Below are 17,232 nucleotides of genomic sequence, written 5' to 3' on the forward strand. Positions count from 1 at the left end.
GCCGCGTTTCAGTTCAGGAGATGATGGTGCCCGTCAGACAGACAGCAACGATCGCGCCCGCCGATAGCCCGTCGATCACGCCCACGCGGCGCGATCTTCTGGGGTTGCTCGGCTCGGCTTCCTTTGTCGGGCTCATTCCCGGTGTCGCGCAGGCCGCGGCGGCGACCCCGATCTACCGCGACGCCCGCGCGCCGACCGATCTTCGCGTCCGCGACCTGATGGCGCGGATGACGCTGGAGGAGAAAGTCGGCCAGACCATTTCGCTGTGGGCGACCAAGGCGGACGTGATGACTGCCGGTGGCCTGACGTTCGATCCTGCGCGGGCGACTGCGGCGTATCCGGCTGGGTTCGGGCAGGTGACGCGCCCGTCGGACCTGCGCGGCGGGCCGTCGGTGGCGGCGGTGGCAGGCGGCACCGGTGCACGGTTCCGCGGCTCGGCCTCGACGATCGCGTTCGTCAACGCGGTTCAGCGCTGGGCACGCGGCACGCGGCTCGGCATCCCGGTGATCTTCCACGAGGAATCGCTGCACGGTTATATGGCGCCGGATGCGACGATGTTCCCGCAGGCGATCGGTATGGCAGGCAGCTTCGACCGCGACCTGATGCGGCGCGGACAGGCGATCATCGGCCGCGAAGTGCGCGCCCACGGCAGCCACCTCTCGCTGTCGCCGGTCGTCGACATCGCGCGCGACCCGCGCTGGGGCCGGATCGAGGAGACGTTCGGCGAGGACCCGTATCTGTGTGGCGAGATGGGCGTCGCCGCGGTCGAGGGGCTGCAGGGCGACAGCACGACGCTGGCGCCCGGCAAGGTCTTCGCGACGCTGAAACACATGACCGGCCACGGCCAGCCCCAGGCGGGCAACAATATCGGCCCGGCACCGATCGGCGAGCGCGAACTCCGCGAGAGCTTCTTCCCGCCATTCCGCGCGGTCGTGACGCGGACCGGGATCGGCGCGGTAATGCCGTCGTACAACGAGATCGACGGCGTGCCGAGCCATGCGAACCACTGGCTGCTCGGTGACGTGCTGCGCGGCGAATGGGGATTTTCGGGCGCGATCGTCAGCGATTACGGCGCGATCGAGGAACTCGACACGATCCATCACGTCGCGCGCGACCTGAACGGCGCGGCGCGGCTGGCGTTGGCGGCGGGCGTCGACAGCGCGCTGCCGGACGGGATGGCGTTCCGGACATTGCCGGCGCAGGTACGCGCGGGGACGGTGCCGATCGCGCAGGTCGACGCGGCGTGCGCGCGGATGCTGGCATTAAAGTTTCGTGCCGGGCTGTTCGAGGACTCGGCGGTCGATGCACGCGCCGCCGCTCGGCTGACCGGCAATGCCGAGGCGCGGGGCGTCGCACTTGAGGCCGCGCGGCAATCGATGTGCCTGCTGACCAACGACGGTACGCTGCCGCTCGCGCCCACGGGCAAGATCGCGGTGATCGGACCCAATGCGGCGATCGCGCGGCTCGGCGGCTATTCCGCGCCACCACGCCAGACGGTGTCGCTGCTCGATGGCGTTCGTGCGTTGGTCGGTGGCGGCGCGACCATCGTCCACGCGCAGGGCGTGTTCATCACGCAGAGCGAGGACAGGTCGCAGGACGAGGTGCTGCTCGCCGATCCCGCCAGGAACCGCGCGCTGATCGCCGAGGCGGTCGAGGTCGCGCGCGGGGCGGACACGATCATCCTGGCGATCGGCGATACCGAGCAGACCAGCCGCGAGGGGTTCTCGGCGAACCATCTCGGCGACCGCACCACGCTCGACCTGCTCGGCGAGCAGAACGCGCTGTTCGACGCGCTGCATGCGCTGGGCAAGCCGATCGTGATCGCCGCGATCAACGGCCGTCCGCCGAGCTGGCCGACCGTGATCGCGAAGGCGAACGCGGTGCTCGAATGCTGGTATCCGGGGCAGGAGGGCGGCACGGCGATGGCCGAGGCGCTGTTCGGGCGGATCAATCCGGGCGCCAAGCTGCCGGTCACCGTGGTGCGCGAAGTCGGGCAGGTGCCGTTATATTACAACCGCAAGCCGTCGACGCAGCGCGGCTATCTGTTCGCGGAGACGGCGCCGCTGTTCCCGTTCGGCCACGGGCTTAGCTACACGCGCTTCGACGTCAGCGCACCGCGGCTGTCGGCGGCGAAGATCGGCATTGCCGGCAGCGTCGGGGTCGAGGTCGACGTCGCCAATACCGGGCAACGCGCCGGCGACGAGGTCGTGCAGGTGTACGTCCGCGACCAGGTGTCGTCGGTCGCGCGGCCGGTGATGGAGCTGAAGGGGTTCGAACGCGTGACGCTGGCACCCGGCGAGCGACGGACGTTGCGCTTCACGCTCGGCCCCGACGCGTTCGCTTTGTGGGACGTCGACATGCGCGAGGTCGTCGAGCCCGGCCTGTTCACGATCATGGCCGGCCCGAGTTCGGCGCAGCTGAAATCCGCCATCCTCGAAATCGCCTGAAGGATCCGCGATGCCTAGAATCGTTTCCGCCCGCGTCATCGTCACCTGTCCGGGGCGTAATTTCGTCACGCTGAAGATCGAATGCGACGACGGCACCTATGGGCTCGGTGATGCGACGCTCAACGGCCGCGAGCTGAGCGTCGCGAGCTATTTGACCGATCACGTCGTGCCGTGCCTGATCGGCCGCGATGCGCACCGGATCGAGGACGTCTGGCAGTATCTCTACAAGGGCGCGTATTGGCGGCGCGGCCCGGTGACGATGGCGGCGATCGCTGCGGTCGACACCGCGCTCTGGGACATCAAGGGCAAGCTTGCGGGCATGCCGGTGTACCAGTTGCTCGGCGGCGCGTCGCGCGATGCGTGCATGGTTTACGCGCACGCCAACGGTACCACGATCGAGGATACGATCGCCGTCGCCAAGGCCGAGCAGGCGAAGGGGTACAAGGCGATCCGGCTGCAATGCGGCGTACCGGGGCTCGCCTCGACCTATGGCGTCGCCAAGCATGGCGCGCGCTACGAGCCCGCCGATGCCGACCTGCCGAGCGAGAGCGTGTGGTCGACGGAGAAATACCTCCGTGTCGTGCCCGAGCTGTTCAAGGCGGCGCGCGAGGCGATGGGCTGGGACGTGCACCTGCTCCACGACATCCACCACCGGCTGACCCCGATCGAGGCGGGGCGGCTGGGCAAGGCGCTCGAGCCGTATAACCTCTTCTGGATCGAGGATCCGACGCCGGCCGAGAACCAGGAGGCGTTCAGGCTGATCCGCCACCACACGACGACGCCGATCGCGGTGGGCGAGGTGTTCAACTCGATCTGGGATGCGAAGGACCTGATCCAGAACCAGCTGATCGATTACATCCGCGCGACCGTCGTGCATGCCGGCGGCATCACGCATCTGCGCCGGATCGCGTCGCTCGCCGACTTGTATCAGATCCGTACCGGGTGCCACGGCGCGACCGACCTATCGCCGGTGGCGATGGCGGCGGCGCTGCATTTCGGGCTGTCGGTACCCAATTTCGGCGTGCAGGAGCATATGCCGCACACCGAAGAGACCGATGCGGTCTTCCCGCATGCGTACACCTTCGACGACGGCATGATGCATCCGGGCGAAGCGCCTGGGCTCGGCGTCGATATCGACGAGGATCTCGCCGCGACCTACGACTATAAGCGCGCGTATCTTCCGGTCGCGCGGCTGGAGGATGGCACGCTGTGCAACTGGTGACCGCCGCCGCCGCGACCGAGAAGCCGCGCGGGAAAGTGCGGTGGATCGTCTGCGCGCTGCTCTTCGCCGCCGTCGCGCTAAGCTATATCGACCGGCTCGTGCTGCCGGTGCTCAAACCCGAACTCCAGGCGCGCTATAACTGGAGCGAGCAGGGCTATGCCGATCTCGCGATCGCGTTCCAGGCCGCATACGGCATCGCCTATGTCCTGTTCGGTCGGTTCGTCGACCGGGTGGGCGCGAAGATCGGTTATGCGGTTGCGGTGACGCTGTGGACGATCGGCCATGTCGCGCATGCGCTGTTCACCAGCGCCGGCATGATGATCTTCGCGCGTATCCCGCTCGCGATCGGCGAGGCCGGGGCGTTCCCGGCCGCGCTTGCCGCCGCCAACGAATGGTTTCCGCAACGCGAGCGTGCGCTGGCGATCGGCATCTTCAACGCCGGCTCGAACGTCGGGGCGATCCTCACGCCGTTGATCGTGCCGGTGATCGCGGTGACGTTCGGCTGGCGGATGGCGTTCATCGCGACCGGCGCGCTGACCGTGCTCTGGCTGGTCGCCTGGCTCGCCTTCTACCGATCGCCGCGCAAGCACCCGCGCGTCACGCCTGAGGAACTGGCCTGGATCGAGGCCGACCCTGTGCCCGCCGCCAAGCCGGTTCGCTGGCGCACGCTGCTGCGCCTGCGCCAGACCTGGGCGTACATGCTTGGACGGTTCCTGATCGATCCGGTGTGGTGGACCTTCCTGTTCTGGCTGCCCGATTTCTTCAACCGGCAATACGGCGTGAAGATGCTCGATTTTGGGCCGCCGCTGGTTGCCGTGTACGTGCTGGCCGATGTCGGATCGGTCGCGGGCGGCTGGTTCTCGTCGCGGCTGCTGGCGCGCGGCCAGACGCCCAACCGCGCGCGGAAAACGGCGTTGTTCGCCTGCGCACTATTCGCCTTGCCGATCATCTTCGCCGCGCAGGCACCCGGATTGTGGTGGGCGGTCGCGGCGATTGGACTAGCGTGCGCCTGCCATCAGGGCTTCTCCGCCAACGTCTATGCGATCCCCGGCGACCTGTTTCCGCGCGGCATGGGCGGATCGGTGATCGGTCTCGGTGGGCTGGCGGGCGCATTCGGCGGCATGCTGATGGCCAAGTTCGCGGGCACCATCCTCGCCGGCGTCGGCAGCTATGGTCCGATCTTCGCGGTCGCCGGGTGCGCCTATCTCGTCGCGTTGCTGGTGATCCACCTGCTCGTACCGCACTATACTCCGGTCGATCCGGAACGCCTTGGCTGATCGGTCCGCTATGTCTCCGCACCATCGCCACGAACAGCATACCCCTCGGCCTGGATGGTCGAGCCGCTCGCCAGCCGCGCGGCGATGAAGTCGACGAATGCCTTGATCCTGGGAACTGATTGACGGCTCGACGGCCAGAGGATGCAGAAGGTCCGATGGTCTTTCACATGATCTTCGAGGATCGCGACCAGCCGACCGTTCGCGATCGCGTCTGCGACCAGGAAGTCCGGCAGGAACGCGATGCCCAGCCCGGCCTCGGCCATGACCGACAGCGCGTCGACGGTATTGGTGGTCGCCGATTCCGGCAGGTCGACCACGACGGCCTCGCCATCGGCCACCAGAGGCCACGGCGCGAGCTTGCCGCTGGTGGGATAGCGGTAGCGCAGGCAGGCGTGGCCGGCGAGGTCCGACGGCGCGGCGGGCATCCCGTTTCGAACGAGATAGGACGGTGCCGCGACCAGGCGATGGTGATAGCCGTTGAGCTTGCGGATCGTCAGGCGGGAATCGCTGACCTCCCCGATCCGCATCACGGCATCGAACCCCTCGTCGATTAGGTTCATCAGCCGGTCGCTGAAATCCAGTTCCAGTTCGATCTCCGGATACTGTTGCTGAAAAGCGATCAGATGCGGCATCAGGTGGATGCCGAGCTGTGGCAGGCCGATCCGCAGCTTGCCGCGTGGCGTGCCTGCCGCCTCGGTCAGTTCCAACCGGGCCTGATCGAACTCGCCGATGATCCGGTAGCAACGCTGGAGGAACAGGCTGCCCTCCGCCGTCAGCCGGATCGACCGGGTCGATCGGTGGAACAGGCGCACACCCAGTTCCTCCTCCAGCCGCGAAACCGCCTTGCCGATCGCCGAGGAGGACAGGCCGAGCCGCTGTCCGGCCTGCGTGAAACTGCGCGTTTCCGCCGATTGCACGAACGCGCCGAGCGCCCCGAAATGATCCATCGCCGCTCCGACTCCAGCGTTTTATTCCGATATGATCGGAACTCTAGCCGGCTTTTCCAAGGCGGGCGAGGTCATATCTCTGGACTCGACGCAGCGCGCGAAGGCGCCACGCCGACGAAAGAGGAAGACCAGACCGATGCCGACGACTGCCGTTCCGGCGCTTGCGCCCGAACTCGCCGCACACCGCGGATATGGCCGCCTGTTCCAGCCGGGCCATCTGACCTTCGGGTTCATTGCGCCGCTGGAAAGCTATCCCAACAGCGTCGGGCCGACGCTTGCCGGGCACGCCGAAATGGCACGTAAGGTCGATGATGCCGGCTTTGCCGCGATCTGGCTTCGTGACGTCCCCTTCTACGATCCCAATTTCGGCGATGTCGGCCAGGTCCTCGATCCACTGATCTATGCCGGATATCTGGCGGCGGTGACGCGACAGATCACGATCGGGACCGCCGGTATCGTGTTGCCGCTGCGTGACCCGCTGATCGTCGCAAAGCAGGCGGCGACGATCGACCAGTTGCTGGGCGGGCGCTTCCTGCTGGGCCTGGCGACGGGTGACCGGCCGGTCGAATATCCGGCGTTCGGCATGGATTTCGCCAATCGCGCCGATCGTTTCCGCGACGCGCTGGCGCTGATCCGCGCGGCCACCGAAAAGGCTTGGCCGGTCCACGCCTCGCAATTCTACGGCACGCTCAACGGCGGACTGGATCTGATCCCCAAGCCGGCAGCGACGCGGCTGCCCAGCATCATCATCGGCCATGCCGGCCAGACGCTGGAATGGACCGCGCAGAATACCGACGGCATCCTGTCCTACATCGCCGATCCAGCGCGCATCCCGCTGATCATAGACCAGTGGCGCGCGGCGTGCGGTCCGGGCGTCTTCAAGCCCTATGGCTATGGCACCATGTTCGACCTCGACCGCGATCCGGACATGCCGATCCAGCCGGGCCGTATCCTGCGCGGCGGCCGCAAGGCGCTGCGCGAGTTGTGGCTTACCCAGCAGGAGCAGGGCGTGAGCCACGTCGCGCTCCACTTCAAGCCGCAGCGTCGGCCGGCATCCGAGGTTATCGACGAACTCGGCGAGCATCTGCTGCCGCTGTTCCCCAGCCTCGTTCCAGCACTCGAAGGCGCAGGCGAAGGAGCCAATGCATGACGGCCCCCCTCGATCATATGGACTTCATCTTCCAGACCAAGCTCGGCACCTATCCGCTCGCGGCGCAGTGCGAGATGATGGCCGAGCTCGGCTATCAGGGGATCACCGTCTCGGCGTGGAGCAAGGAACTCGCGCAGTTGCCGCGTGTGAAGCCGGACTACGGGCTCGACGTGGCGGGGATCTATCTGATCTACCGCGCGGGCCTAGAGGCGTTCGTGACCGAGATCTTTGAGAGCGTCGAGGGCTGCACCACCATAGAACTCGCGCTGCATTCGGGCGACCACGTGACCGATCCCGACCGGCGCATGATCGAGCAGCTGCTGCCGATCTGCGAGCGACGCGGCATCGACATCGCGCTGTATCCTCATGTTCGCTACGGCATGCAGACCACGTCCGAGGCGGCTGCGCTGTGCCGGCAGTTCGATCATCCGCGCCTCGGGATCGTGTTCAACGGCTATCACTGGTTCGCAACGCAGGAACAGGCGCTCGAGCAGCGGCTCGACGCGATCTGGCCGTGGCTGCGCAAGGTCAATCTCGCCGGATGCCGGATGTCGCCGCTCGGCTGGGGCGGCGTCGCGACAATCGAACCGCTCGACGAGGGCGAAATGGACAATTTCGTGCTGCTCGGCGCGCTGGCCCGCCGCAATTATGCCGGTCGCTTCGGCGTGCTCGGCTGGGAAAGCATGGGTGGCGACGTCTATGGCAATCTCCGCCGCTCGCAAGAAGCCTTCCGGTCGATGGAGACCCGGCTCGCCGCGCATCCCGACTGGTCGGTGATGACCGAAATGCCGCGCTGATGGCGCATCCGATCCATGCGCTCGACTCGTTCTTCTACACCTCGATGGGGGTGTACGCGTTCGAATCCCAGTGCGAGATGCTCGCCGAACTCGGCTATGACGGCATCACCGTTTCGGCCTGGAGCGGGCAGCCGCTTACCGACCTGTCGCTGCTGCCCACGGTCAAGGCGCGCCACGGCCTGAACATCGCCGCGCTCTACACGGTGCTGCACGAGGGGCGTAACGACGCGCTCCTGCGCCGCATCTTCGAGACGGTGGAGGGCGTCGAATTGATCGAGCTCGCCGTCCAGACCAGTGTCAACGGCGCCGATGCGATCAAGCGCAGCATCGCGTCGCTGCTGGCGATCGCCGAGCGCCGGGGGATGCGGATCGCGCTCTATCCGCATCTGCGGCATGTTACGCACACCACGCAGCAGGTGGTCGACCTGTGCCGCTATTTCAATCATCCGCAGCTCGGCGCGTCGTTCAACGGCTATCACTGGTATGCCGGGCAGGAAGGTCAGCTCGAACAGCGGCTCGCCGCAATGAAGCCCTGGCTGATGCAGGTCGTGGTGTCGGGCAGCGCATTGTCGCAGCTCGGTTGGGGTGGGGTCGCGACGATGGAGCCCCCCGACCGCGGCGAGCTGGACAATTTCGCGCTGGTCGGCGCGCTCGACCGGCTCGGCTACCAGGGCAGCATCGGCATCCTCGGCTGGGATTATGGCGGCGACGTCTATCTCAAGCTGCAGCGTTCGCTGGAGGCGATGCGCGCGATCGATTCACGCCTCGCGCGCCACCCCGACTGGGCTGTCGCGGCGACGTGAGCACCCACCATTTTCCACCGCAATCAACAATGGAGACTATCATGACTCGTTTTTTAGGAAAAACCGTACTCGTCACCGGTGCAGCCTCGGGCATGGGACGCGCAGCAGCCCGCCGCTTCTCCGATGAAGGCGCGAACGTCGTCGTCCTCGACCTCGACCGCGCAGCGCTGGAAAAGGCGTCGGCCGAACTGCCGCAGGACCGCCTGCTGATCCAGCCCGGCGACACCACGGACATGGCCGCAGCGACGGCTGCGGTGAAAGCCGCAGTCGACCGGTTCGGCGGGCTCAACGTACTTATCAACAATGCCGGGATCTTTCGCGCCGGCACGATCGCCGAGACGAGCGAAGCCGATTTCGAGCGGATGATGGCGGTCAACGTCTCCGGGTATTTCCACATGGCCAAGGCGGCAATGCCCGAGCTGGCGAAGACCAAGGGCTCGATCGTCATGACGTCGTCGGTGTCCGGGATCGGCGGCGACTGGGGCATGTTCGCGTACAACACCTCGAAGGGTGCGGTGACCAACATGGTCCGCGCGATGGCGCTCGACGCAGGGAAAGACGGCGTTCGCGTCAATGCAGTCAACCCCAGCCTGACCGACTCCGCGATGACCAAGGACATGCAGGCCAACCCCGAACTGCTCGCCAAGTTCAACGAGCGCATGCCGCTCGGCGGGCCGATCCCGTCGGAGGGTATCGCTGCGGTGATGGCGTTCCTCGCCAGTGACGACGCGCGCTACGTCACCGGCGTCAACCTGCCGGTCGATGCGGGCCTCACCGCTTCCAACGGACAGCCGGCGGGCTAAGGAGAAGGCGTTGTGCCGGTGCCGCGGAGCCTAGGGCTTGGCGGCACCGGCAAACGCGTGGACGGAGCGCTTAGCGCGGCGCGCTCTTCAGATGACCCTCGATCCACTGGTGAACGGTCGGGCGGCTCGGGCGCCAGCCGAGTGCAGGCGTGCGAACGCTGCGGACGCGGCTGTTGGATGCGAGCGAATAGCGCGTTCGCGCGCTGCCCCAGCGTTCTTCTGCGACACCGACCGTTATCGAGACGGGTTCGCCCAGATGCAGACCGTCGGCGATCGACTGCGCCATGTCGCGGAACGAGGCTTCGCCGCTTTCGACGAAGGCGAACGTCTCGGCCGGCGCCTGCTCTAGCGCAAGCAGGTAGAGATCGACCACGTCGGCGATGTGCACGGTCGACCAGCGGTTGAGGCCCCGACCGATATAGGCCGCGCTGCCGGTCTCTCGTGCCCAGTCGATCAGCAGCGGGAGTTGAACGCTCCGCGCTTTCGGACCGAGCGCGTCGCCGTACACCAGGGCGTTGCACAGCACGATGGACCGCACGCCGGGTGCCGACAGCACGGCTTGGTCCAACGCGACGCGCGCCGCCTTTTTCGGGGTCGGCGTCGGGAGATGATCCTCGTCGAAAACGGTATCGCTCGGTTCGCCATTGGCGTGATCCGCCACGATGCTGCTGCCGCTCGTATGCAGCAGCGCCTTGCCCGAACCGGCGAGCGCAGCGAGCATCGCGTCGATAGCAGGTCGATCGTCGCTGCTCGCGGCATTCACGACCGCATCGGCGCCGCGCGACTCCGCGGCCAGCAGGTCATGGTCGGCGAGCGTGCCGTGGACCGGAACGATACCGAACGCTTCACACAATCGGGCTTTTTCAGCGGAGCGCACCAGTCCACGAACCTCGTGGCCGCGCCGAACCGCTTCCGCGGCGAACGAGCCGCCGATAAACCCGCTCGCGCCGGTGACGAAAATCTTCACGTTGCATTCCTTTGCATCAAAAGCCTTCGATCACGGGTTCGGTGTCCTGGTCGACAGTTCCCGATCACACGCGGTAGCGCGTTTCCAACAGATCGAGTTCCCGGATGAGCTTCTGCGCGGTGACGCTGCCGATCTGTCGCTCGCGGACACGCTCGACCACCGCTGCGCGCTCCGCCTTGATGCCGGCCAGCCGAAACGTCCGTTCCAGCTTGTCCTGCAGCCGAGCCTCCGCGGTCGCCTTTGCCGAGCCGCTCCGGCTCTCGATACGTTCGCGGTACAGGTCCATCACGCGGGTCCCGGCGGCTGCGAAGAAGTCCGCATTGCCGTCCCGTTCCGCGAGATCGTGCTGGGCACGTTCGATCGCGCAGATCGCCGCCTCGGCAGCCGCGACCCGCGCTGCGTCCTCCTCGGCTTGCAACGAGGGTTCGGGAGGCATGGTCAGCCCGTTCAGGAGGATCGGCAGGGCGATGCTAGCGAGCACCAGCGACACGATGATGACCCCCGCCGCCAGGAAGATGGCGAGATCGCGGGCAGGGAAGGGGGATCCATCGGTCAGCGTCAGCGGGATGGTGAGCACGCCGGCGAGCGTGATCGCGCCCCGGACACCGGCCAGCGACATGGCCGCGACGAGCCGCCAGTCGGGGCTTTGCAGCGTCGCACCGCTTCTATGCCGGCGCCGAAGCAGCGTCAGGCGGAACGAGACCCAGACCCATCCGAAGCGCAGCAGCGCGAGACCGGCGACGATCGCCAGCACGTACAGGCCAAGCCACGCCGGTCCGTGATGCCCGGTCAGCAGAACGGTCGCCTTGGCACCGGCGAGGATGGCGGGAAGCTGTTCGCCGAGCAGCACGAAGATGATGCCGTTCAGCGCGAACTGGATCGTATCCCACACCGAATTGCGCCGCATCCGGGTCGTCGCCAGCGCCTGGCGCGAGCGCTCGGCAAAGGTCATCGTGACGCCCGCCGATACCGCGGCCAGGATGCCCGACGCATGGAGATGTTCGGCGAGGAGATAGGAGCCGAACGGGATCAGCAGGCTGACCAGGATCTGCGAGCCGGGTTCTTCACCGAAGCGCCGCGAAACCCACGCCTTGATGTTGGTCGCGACCAGCGTCACGACGATGCCGACGACGAGACCGGCGCCCGCCACCCAGACGAAGCTGGTGGCGGCGGTGGTGGCCGAGAACGTGCCCGTCAGGACCGCTGCGATCGCGAACCGCAGGCACACCAGCCCGGAGGCATCGTTGAGCAGCGATTCCCCCTCCAGGATGTGCATCATCCGCTTCGGGATCGGCACGCGCGCAGCGATCGCCGAGACCGCGATCGGATCGGTCGGCGACACCACCGCCGCGAGCGCGAAGGCGACGGCGAGCGGCATCGCCGGGATCATCCAGTGGATGAACAGGCCCATGCCGATCACCGTCAGCAGGACGAGGCCGAGCGCCAGTTCGACGACCGTCGACAGATCCTTGAGAAGCTCGTCCTTGGGTATCCGCCAACCGTCCAGAAACAGCAGCGGCGGCAGGAACAGCAGCAGGAAAAGCTCGGGATCGAGCTCGACGCGGTACGAGGTCGATAGTCCGATCACTGCGCCGAGGAGGATCTGAACCAGCGGGGTCGGTACCGATACCGGCACCATGCGGGACACTGCGCCGCTCGCCACGACGGCGAGCAGAAGGACTAGTACAATCGATACGGCTTCCAAGCGATACTCCCCGGGTTCACGGGTATCATTACCGGGTTTGGCATCCGAGAACACCCCGCGCTTCGCCGCGCATGAGATGACCGGGATCCGGTGCGCACCGGTCACCCGCGGTCGTCGCGCCATATTGCGCAGGCCTGCCGGGCGGTGGTCTCGCTTCGGGAGCGACAGAGATTGCCAAATCCGCAGGCCGCCGATATGTCCGAGTAATAGATGGAGGATGGTTTCGTAGACGGGCCCATACCCTCGCGGCGAACCGCAAAGCGGCGTCGATCATGGTGGAGAGAGAAGGATGATTTTGCGCGCCCCGCGGCATCGTCGGCCCGATGGCACGCGATCGGAGATTGGCAGCACCGCGCTCACCGCGGCGCGACCGTCCACACGGGTGATGATGGCGGCGTCGTGCGGGTGAGGGGGTTCGCGATCGCGGGTGCGATACTGGCGTTCGCACCGATGCTGGGGGCGGCAAACGCTCCCTCGCCGGCGTCGCTCACGGGCGATATCGCGCCGGTCCACGATCCGGTGATGATCCGCGAGGGCGACACCTATTACGTGTATGGCACCGGCCTTGGCGGGCAGATGCTGAGCATGCGGATGTCGCGGGACCTGATCCACTGGACGGCGGGCACGCCGCCGCTGGCGGGCCTGCCCGACTGGGCGCTCAGCGCGGTGCCGGGGACGAAGGGTATGTGGGCGCCCGATATATCGCGGGCGGCGGACGGCCGATACCGGCTCTATTATTCGGTCTCGACGTTTGGATCGAACCGGTCGGCGATCGGGCTGGCGACCAGCGCCACGCTGGATCCGGCAGCGCCCGGTTATGGCTGGCGCGACGAGGGGCTGGTGGTGGCATCGTCGCCCCGCGACGATTTCAACGCGATCGATCCGAACCATGTCGTGGACGCCGACGGCAGGCACTGGCTCGCGCTCGGCAGCTTTTGGACCGGGCTGAAACTGTTCGCGCTGAACCCGAAGACCGGCAAGCTGCTCGACCCCGCCGAAAAGCCCTATGCGATCGCACGCCGCCCGGCGCCTGTCGGCGGCCCGGCGCCGATCGAGTCGCCGTTCATCATCGGCCATGGCGGGTATTACTGGCTGCTCGCGAGCTACGACTATTGCTGCAAGGGCACGAACAGCACCTATTATACCGTCGTCGGCCGATCCAAGGCGATCACCGGGCCGTATCGTGGCAAGGACGGCAGCGCGATGATGCAGGGCGGCGGGACGATCTTCCTGCGCGCCGACCTCCAGGAAAAACAGCGGTTTCGCGGGCCGGGTCATCCAGGGGTCCTGCACGACGCGGACGGCACCGATTACGTCGTCTTCCATGCCTATGATTCGAGCAACAAGGGCACCCCTACGCTGCGTATCGCACCCATCGTCTGGGGTGCCGATGGCTGGCCCATAGCGGAGTATCGACCATGACCTATCTCACGCGGCGCCTGTTCCTGGCGGGTGCCGGCGCAGCCTCGGCCAGCGGCGCGCTTGCCCGCCTGCCCGGACGACCGCGGCAGGTCGATGCGACGGTTCCAAGCAACCCGCTGGTCCGCCAGCGTGCCGATGCGCAGGTGTTTCGCCATAGCGACGGCTGGTATTACATGACCGGATCGGTGCCCGAATACGACCGTCTGGTGCTGCGCCGGTCGCGCACCATCGCCGGGCTGTCGACCGCGAAGGAACGCGTGCTGTGGCGGCATCCGCCGACCGGGCCGATGTCGGGCTTTCTATGGGCGCCCGAACTGCATCTGATCGATGGCCGCTGGATCATGTATTTCGCCGCGGGGCCGAGCGGCGGCGGCGAGGACGTATTCCGTATCCGCACGTTCGCGGTCGTCTGCGACGGGGCCGACCCGATGGCTGGTACGTGGCAGGTGCTGGGGCAACTGCAGACCGCATGGGACAGCTTCACGCTCGATTCGACCAGCTTCGTGCACCGCGGCACGCGGTATCTTGCCTGGGCGCAGCGTGAGCCGGGGATCGACACCAACAGCAACCTGTATCTGGCGCCGCTCGCGACCCCGCTGACGCTGGCCGCCAAGCCGACCCGGTTGACGATCCCGACGCTCGATTGGGAAACCCGCGGGTTCAAGGTCGCCGAGGCGCCGGCGCTGCTCGCGCGGAATGGTCGCCTGTTCATGACCTATTCGGCGAGCGCGACCGACGCGCGCTATTGCCTGGGCATGCTGACGGCGAAGGACGATGCCGACATCATGGATCCGGCGGCATGGTCCAAATCGCCCGAGCCGGTGTTCAAGTCCTCGCCCGCGCACAAGGTCTGGGGGCCGGGTCACAACAGCTTCACGGTCGACGAGCGCGGCCGCGACATGCTGGTCTATCACGCGCGGGATTATGAGGCGATCAAGGGCGACCCGCTGTTCGATCCCAACCGCCACACGCGGGTGCAGCCGATCGCGTACACGGCGACCGGCGTCCCCGCCTTTGGTGAACCGGTCGCGAACGGAGCATCGCGATGAGCGGCCTCGATCGACGCGCGTTTCTCGCGGCCGGCGGTGCAGCGATCCCGGCAGCGGCGGTCGGCATGCGGCCTTCGGGGCGATCCGCGAAAGCGTCGCTCGCGCCGACACCACCGATGGGGTGGAACAGCTGGAACAGCTTTGCGGTGACGATCACCGAGGCACAGGCCCGCGAGACCGCGCGGATCATGGCGCGCGACCTGCTGCCGGCGGGGTATTCGATCTTCACGATCGACCTGCAATGGTATGATCCACGCGGCAAGGGATATGACTACAACACCGACATCGTGCCGGTGATGGATGGCTTTGGCCGGTGCCAGCCCGATCCGGTCCGCTTCCCGTCGAGTGTCGGCGGGCGCGGCTTCGCCCCGCTGGCGGCCGACATCCACGCGATGGGGCTCAAGTTCGGCATCCACCGGATGCGCGGGATTCCGCGGGCGGCGGTGGAGGCCAATCTGCCGATCGCGGGTACGCCGTATCGTGCGCGCGACATCGCCAACACCGCCGACATCTGTTCGTGGAACGTCGACATGTACGGCGTCGACATGCGCAAGCCCGGTGCGCAGGCCTATTATGACGGCGTGTTCGCCGAATATGCGCGCTGGGGCGTGGATTTCGTCAAGGTCGACGACCTGAGTCGCCCCTATGACGCGCATGCGCCCGAGATCGAGGCGATCGCGCGCGCCATCGCGCGTTCCGGCCGCCCCATGATCCTGAGCATGTCGCCGGGCGAAACGCCGGTGATCCGCGGCGAGCATGCCCGCACTTATGCGCAGATGTGGCGGATATCGGACGATTTCTGGGACGAATGGCCCATGCTCGAGGCACAGTTCACGCGGTTCGAGAACTGGAACCCGTTCATGGGCAAGGGTTGCTGGCCCGATGGCGACATGCTGCCGCTGGGGCTGCTCGCGATGGGCAAGCGCACCACGCGCTTCACGCCCGACGAGCAACGCACGCTGATGACGCTGTGGTCGATCGCGCGCTCGCCGCTGATCATGGGTGGCGATCTGCGCCGTCTCGACGCCGCGACCCTGGCGTTGCTGACCAATCGCGACGTGATCGCGGTCAATCAGGCTAGCACCGGCAACCGCCCGCATTTCGTCGAGGACGGAGCCCGGATATGGTCGGCACGCGAGCCGCGATCGGGCGATCATTATGTCGCGCTGTTCAATACGGGCAAGACGGCGCGCGTGGTCGGGATCGATCTGGCTATGCTCGGGGTGACCGGCCGGGTCGGCGTGCGCGATCTATGGACGGGCGGCAGCATGGCAGCGGCCGACTGTCGCTTCGTACAGACCATCCCGGCGCATGGTGCAGGCCTGTATCGGCTCACGGCCTGACCCGCCGATCCGCGGTCTCCGCGCGCCCTGTCGCTCAGCGCGGGGCGGGCACCACGCCTTTCGGGGCGGCGGCCAGCGTACGGATCAGGTCGGTCTCCGCACTGCGATAGGGCGTGCCGTCGCCACGGAACACCTCGTGGAACCAGATCGTCGGCTCGTCGAACGTGTAGGGCTTTTTCCAGCTGTCCCAGGGCAGCCGGGTCTGCGTCTTGCCGTCGACGAAGCCCCAATTCATCATCGCGATGTTCAGGGCCTTGGCGATCGGCAGCGATCCGTCGAAGGTCGAGCCGTTGCCGCGGGCCATATATTCGGTGCAGAAGACCGGCCGCCCATAGCTCAGCATCTGGCGGGCACGCTTCGCAAACGTCTCGGGCCAGCTGTAATCGTGGAAGCTCACCACGTCGGACCGCGATACCTGGATGCGCTCGACCGGATCGAGCGTCGCGGGCTTGTCCCAGCTGTCGCCGATCCACACGCCGGACGTCAGCGGCTGGATCGGATCGACCGACTGTGCCCAGTCGAACACCTGGCCAAGCAGCCCGGCGACCAGGATCTTCTTGTCCGGCGTGGCTGCGTAATTGCCGCCGCCTTCGTTGTTGGGCTCGTTCCAGACGTCCCAGCCGAGGACGCGCGTGTCCTTGGCAAAATGCCCGACCACGTCCTTCACATAGGCCTGCAGCGCACCGTATCGCGTGCGATCGGCAAGACGCGCGGCGCCGGGGCCTTGGACCCAGCCGGAATTGTGCACGCCCGGGATCGGCGGATGCTGTGGCCCTGCGACCGGGTCGGGGTCCCAGCAGCTGTCGAACAGCACGAACAGCGGGCGGATCTTGTGTTTGGCCGCGATCGTCAGGAACTGGTCCATCCGGCGCTTCAGCCCTTCCGGATCCTTTTCCCACACGAGGTTATGGATGAACACGCGCATCGTGTTCATGCCGATCGACTGCGCCCAGCCGAGTTCCTGATCGATCGTGGCAGGATCGAACGTGTCGCCCTGCCACATCTCGAGCTGGTTGATTGCAGTGCGCGGCGTATAGTTCGCACCGACCAGCCAGGGCTGTTTCGCATACCAGGTCGCGGCGGCCGGCTTGGTCCAGATCTCGCGGGCCTCAGACGGCGCCGCGATCGTCAGCGCTGCAATCGAGGCAAAGGCAAATCGCAGTGCGCGAGCCGGCGTCATGCGACCGGTTCCGCGTGTGTTCGACGACACTCTCGCCATCTCATCCTCCTCCATTGCGGCGTGACATTGTCCACGCTTCTCGTGAAACGGATACCAAAGCTCGGACTAATGCCAAGCCAA

General features: G+C 66.7%; 13 protein-coding genes and 1 pseudogene. 10 read left to right on the plus strand and 4 right to left on the minus strand.

What is annotated here, in order from left to right; genetic code table 11:
* Positions 1–74 precede the first annotated feature (74 nt).
* From VH567_RS09270 to VH567_RS09280, 3 genes are read left to right on the plus strand one after another with little or no spacing between them, the layout of a single operon-like run.
* Positions 75–2,447 (plus strand): glycoside hydrolase family 3 N-terminal domain-containing protein, encoded by a 2,373-nt coding sequence (locus tag VH567_RS09270; RefSeq protein WP_423325878.1) that lies wholly within the window; start codon positions 75–77, stop codon positions 2,445–2,447.
* A gap of 10 nt (positions 2,448–2,457) precedes the next feature.
* Complete coding sequence (manD, locus tag VH567_RS09275) at positions 2,458–3,669, plus strand: D-mannonate dehydratase ManD (protein ID WP_423325353.1); 1,212 nt, start codon at positions 2,458–2,460, stop codon at positions 3,667–3,669.
* Positions 3,657–4,946, plus strand: coding sequence for an MFS transporter (locus tag VH567_RS09280; protein WP_423325355.1), 1,290 nt, complete (start codon positions 3,657–3,659; stop codon positions 4,944–4,946). The genes manD and VH567_RS09280 overlap by 13 nt, the downstream gene beginning before the upstream one ends.
* 8 nt (positions 4,947–4,954) lie before the next feature.
* Here the strand turns inward: VH567_RS09280 and VH567_RS09285 are convergent, their stop codons facing one another.
* A complete protein-coding gene (locus VH567_RS09285) occupies positions 4,955–5,893 on the minus strand; it encodes a LysR family transcriptional regulator (protein WP_423325357.1) in 939 nt (312 codons plus the stop codon).
* Positions 5,894–6,029: 136 nt separating this feature from the next.
* Here VH567_RS09285 and VH567_RS09290 point away from each other — a divergent pair, with 136 nt between their 5' ends.
* From VH567_RS09290 to VH567_RS09305, 4 genes are read left to right on the plus strand one after another with little or no spacing between them, the layout of a single operon-like run.
* Positions 6,030–7,043 (plus strand): TIGR03571 family LLM class oxidoreductase, encoded by a 1,014-nt coding sequence (locus VH567_RS09290; protein ID WP_423325359.1) that lies wholly within the window; start codon positions 6,030–6,032, stop codon positions 7,041–7,043.
* Positions 7,040–7,840: a sugar phosphate isomerase/epimerase family protein gene (locus VH567_RS09295; RefSeq protein WP_423325361.1), complete on the plus strand. Its 801-nt coding sequence runs from the start codon at positions 7,040–7,042 to the stop codon at positions 7,838–7,840. The genes VH567_RS09290 and VH567_RS09295 overlap by 4 nt, the downstream gene beginning before the upstream one ends.
* Entirely contained in the window at positions 7,840–8,643 is an 804-nt protein-coding gene (locus VH567_RS09300) for a sugar phosphate isomerase/epimerase family protein (RefSeq protein WP_423325363.1), read from the plus strand. Before VH567_RS09295 ends, VH567_RS09300 begins: the two co-directional genes overlap by 1 nt.
* 41 nt (positions 8,644–8,684) lie before the next feature.
* Positions 8,685–9,446 carry an SDR family NAD(P)-dependent oxidoreductase gene (locus VH567_RS09305; RefSeq protein ID WP_423325366.1) on the plus strand — a complete coding sequence of 254 codons (762 nt, stop codon included), beginning with the start codon at positions 8,685–8,687 and terminating at the stop codon, positions 9,444–9,446.
* A 70-nt stretch (positions 9,447–9,516) separates the two neighbouring features.
* On the opposite strand, the gene VH567_RS09310 is transcribed toward VH567_RS09305, so the two are convergent.
* Together VH567_RS09310 and VH567_RS09315 are read right to left on the minus strand one after the other, a co-directional pair.
* Positions 9,517–10,413, minus strand: coding sequence for an NAD-dependent epimerase/dehydratase family protein (locus VH567_RS09310; protein WP_423325368.1), 897 nt, complete (start codon positions 10,411–10,413; stop codon positions 9,517–9,519).
* 64 nt (positions 10,414–10,477) lie between these two features.
* Positions 10,478–12,118: a Na+/H+ antiporter gene (locus VH567_RS09315; protein WP_423325370.1), complete on the minus strand. Its 1,641-nt coding sequence runs from the start codon at positions 12,116–12,118 to the stop codon at positions 10,478–10,480.
* 450 nt (positions 12,119–12,568) lie between these two features.
* Between VH567_RS09315 and VH567_RS09320 the strand changes: the two genes are divergently transcribed.
* The 3 genes and pseudogenes from VH567_RS09320 to VH567_RS09330 all read left to right on the plus strand — a co-directional run bounded on the left by VH567_RS09320 (position 12,569) and on the right by VH567_RS09330 (position 15,932).
* Positions 12,569–13,540 carry an arabinan endo-1,5-alpha-L-arabinosidase gene (locus tag VH567_RS09320; protein ID WP_423325880.1) on the plus strand — a complete coding sequence of 324 codons (972 nt, stop codon included), beginning with the start codon at positions 12,569–12,571 and terminating at the stop codon, positions 13,538–13,540.
* Positions 13,537–14,577, plus strand: a pseudogene (locus VH567_RS09325) (family 43 glycosylhydrolase); the annotation flags it as partial. The gene VH567_RS09320 and the pseudogene VH567_RS09325, both read left to right, overlap by 4 nt.
* 8 nt (positions 14,578–14,585) lie before the next feature.
* The gene (locus tag VH567_RS09330; RefSeq protein ID WP_423325372.1) at positions 14,586–15,932 is read left to right on the plus strand and encodes a glycoside hydrolase family 27 protein; all 1,347 of its coding nucleotides are present in this window, start codon (positions 14,586–14,588) and stop codon (positions 15,930–15,932) included.
* A gap of 34 nt (positions 15,933–15,966) precedes the next feature.
* On the opposite strand, the gene VH567_RS09335 is transcribed toward VH567_RS09330, so the two are convergent.
* Positions 15,967–17,112, minus strand: a complete 1,146-nt coding sequence (locus VH567_RS09335; RefSeq protein ID WP_423325374.1) for a cellulase family glycosylhydrolase — start codon at positions 17,110–17,112, stop codon at positions 15,967–15,969.
* Between the last annotated feature and the right edge of the window lie 120 nt (positions 17,113–17,232).

Source organism: Sphingomonas sp. 4RDLI-65 (assembly GCF_049472435.1).
Taxonomy (GTDB): Bacteria; Pseudomonadota; Alphaproteobacteria; order Sphingomonadales; family Sphingomonadaceae; genus Sphingomonas.

Excerpts from the sequence above, each read along its gene's own strand:
- manD (WP_423325353.1), top strand. The coding sequence starts at position 2,458 with ATGCCTAGAATCGTTTCCGCCCGCGTCATCGTCACCTGTCCGGGGCGT.
- VH567_RS09285 (WP_423325357.1), bottom strand. The coding sequence starts at position 5,893 with ATGGATCATTTCGGGGCGCTCGGCGCGTTCGTGCAATCGGCGGAAACG.
- VH567_RS09290 (WP_423325359.1), top strand. The coding sequence starts at position 6,030 with ATGCCGACGACTGCCGTTCCGGCGCTTGCGCCCGAACTCGCCGCACAC.
- VH567_RS09295 (WP_423325361.1), top strand. The coding sequence starts at position 7,040 with ATGACGGCCCCCCTCGATCATATGGACTTCATCTTCCAGACCAAGCTC.
- VH567_RS09300 (WP_423325363.1), top strand. The coding sequence starts at position 7,840 with ATGGCGCATCCGATCCATGCGCTCGACTCGTTCTTCTACACCTCGATG.
- VH567_RS09305 (WP_423325366.1), top strand. The coding sequence starts at position 8,685 with ATGACTCGTTTTTTAGGAAAAACCGTACTCGTCACCGGTGCAGCCTCG.
- VH567_RS09320 (WP_423325880.1), top strand. The coding sequence starts at position 12,569 with ATGCTGGGGGCGGCAAACGCTCCCTCGCCGGCGTCGCTCACGGGCGAT.
- VH567_RS09330 (WP_423325372.1), top strand. The coding sequence starts at position 14,586 with ATGAGCGGCCTCGATCGACGCGCGTTTCTCGCGGCCGGCGGTGCAGCG.
- VH567_RS09335 (WP_423325374.1), bottom strand. The coding sequence starts at position 17,112 with ATGACGCCGGCTCGCGCACTGCGATTTGCCTTTGCCTCGATTGCAGCG.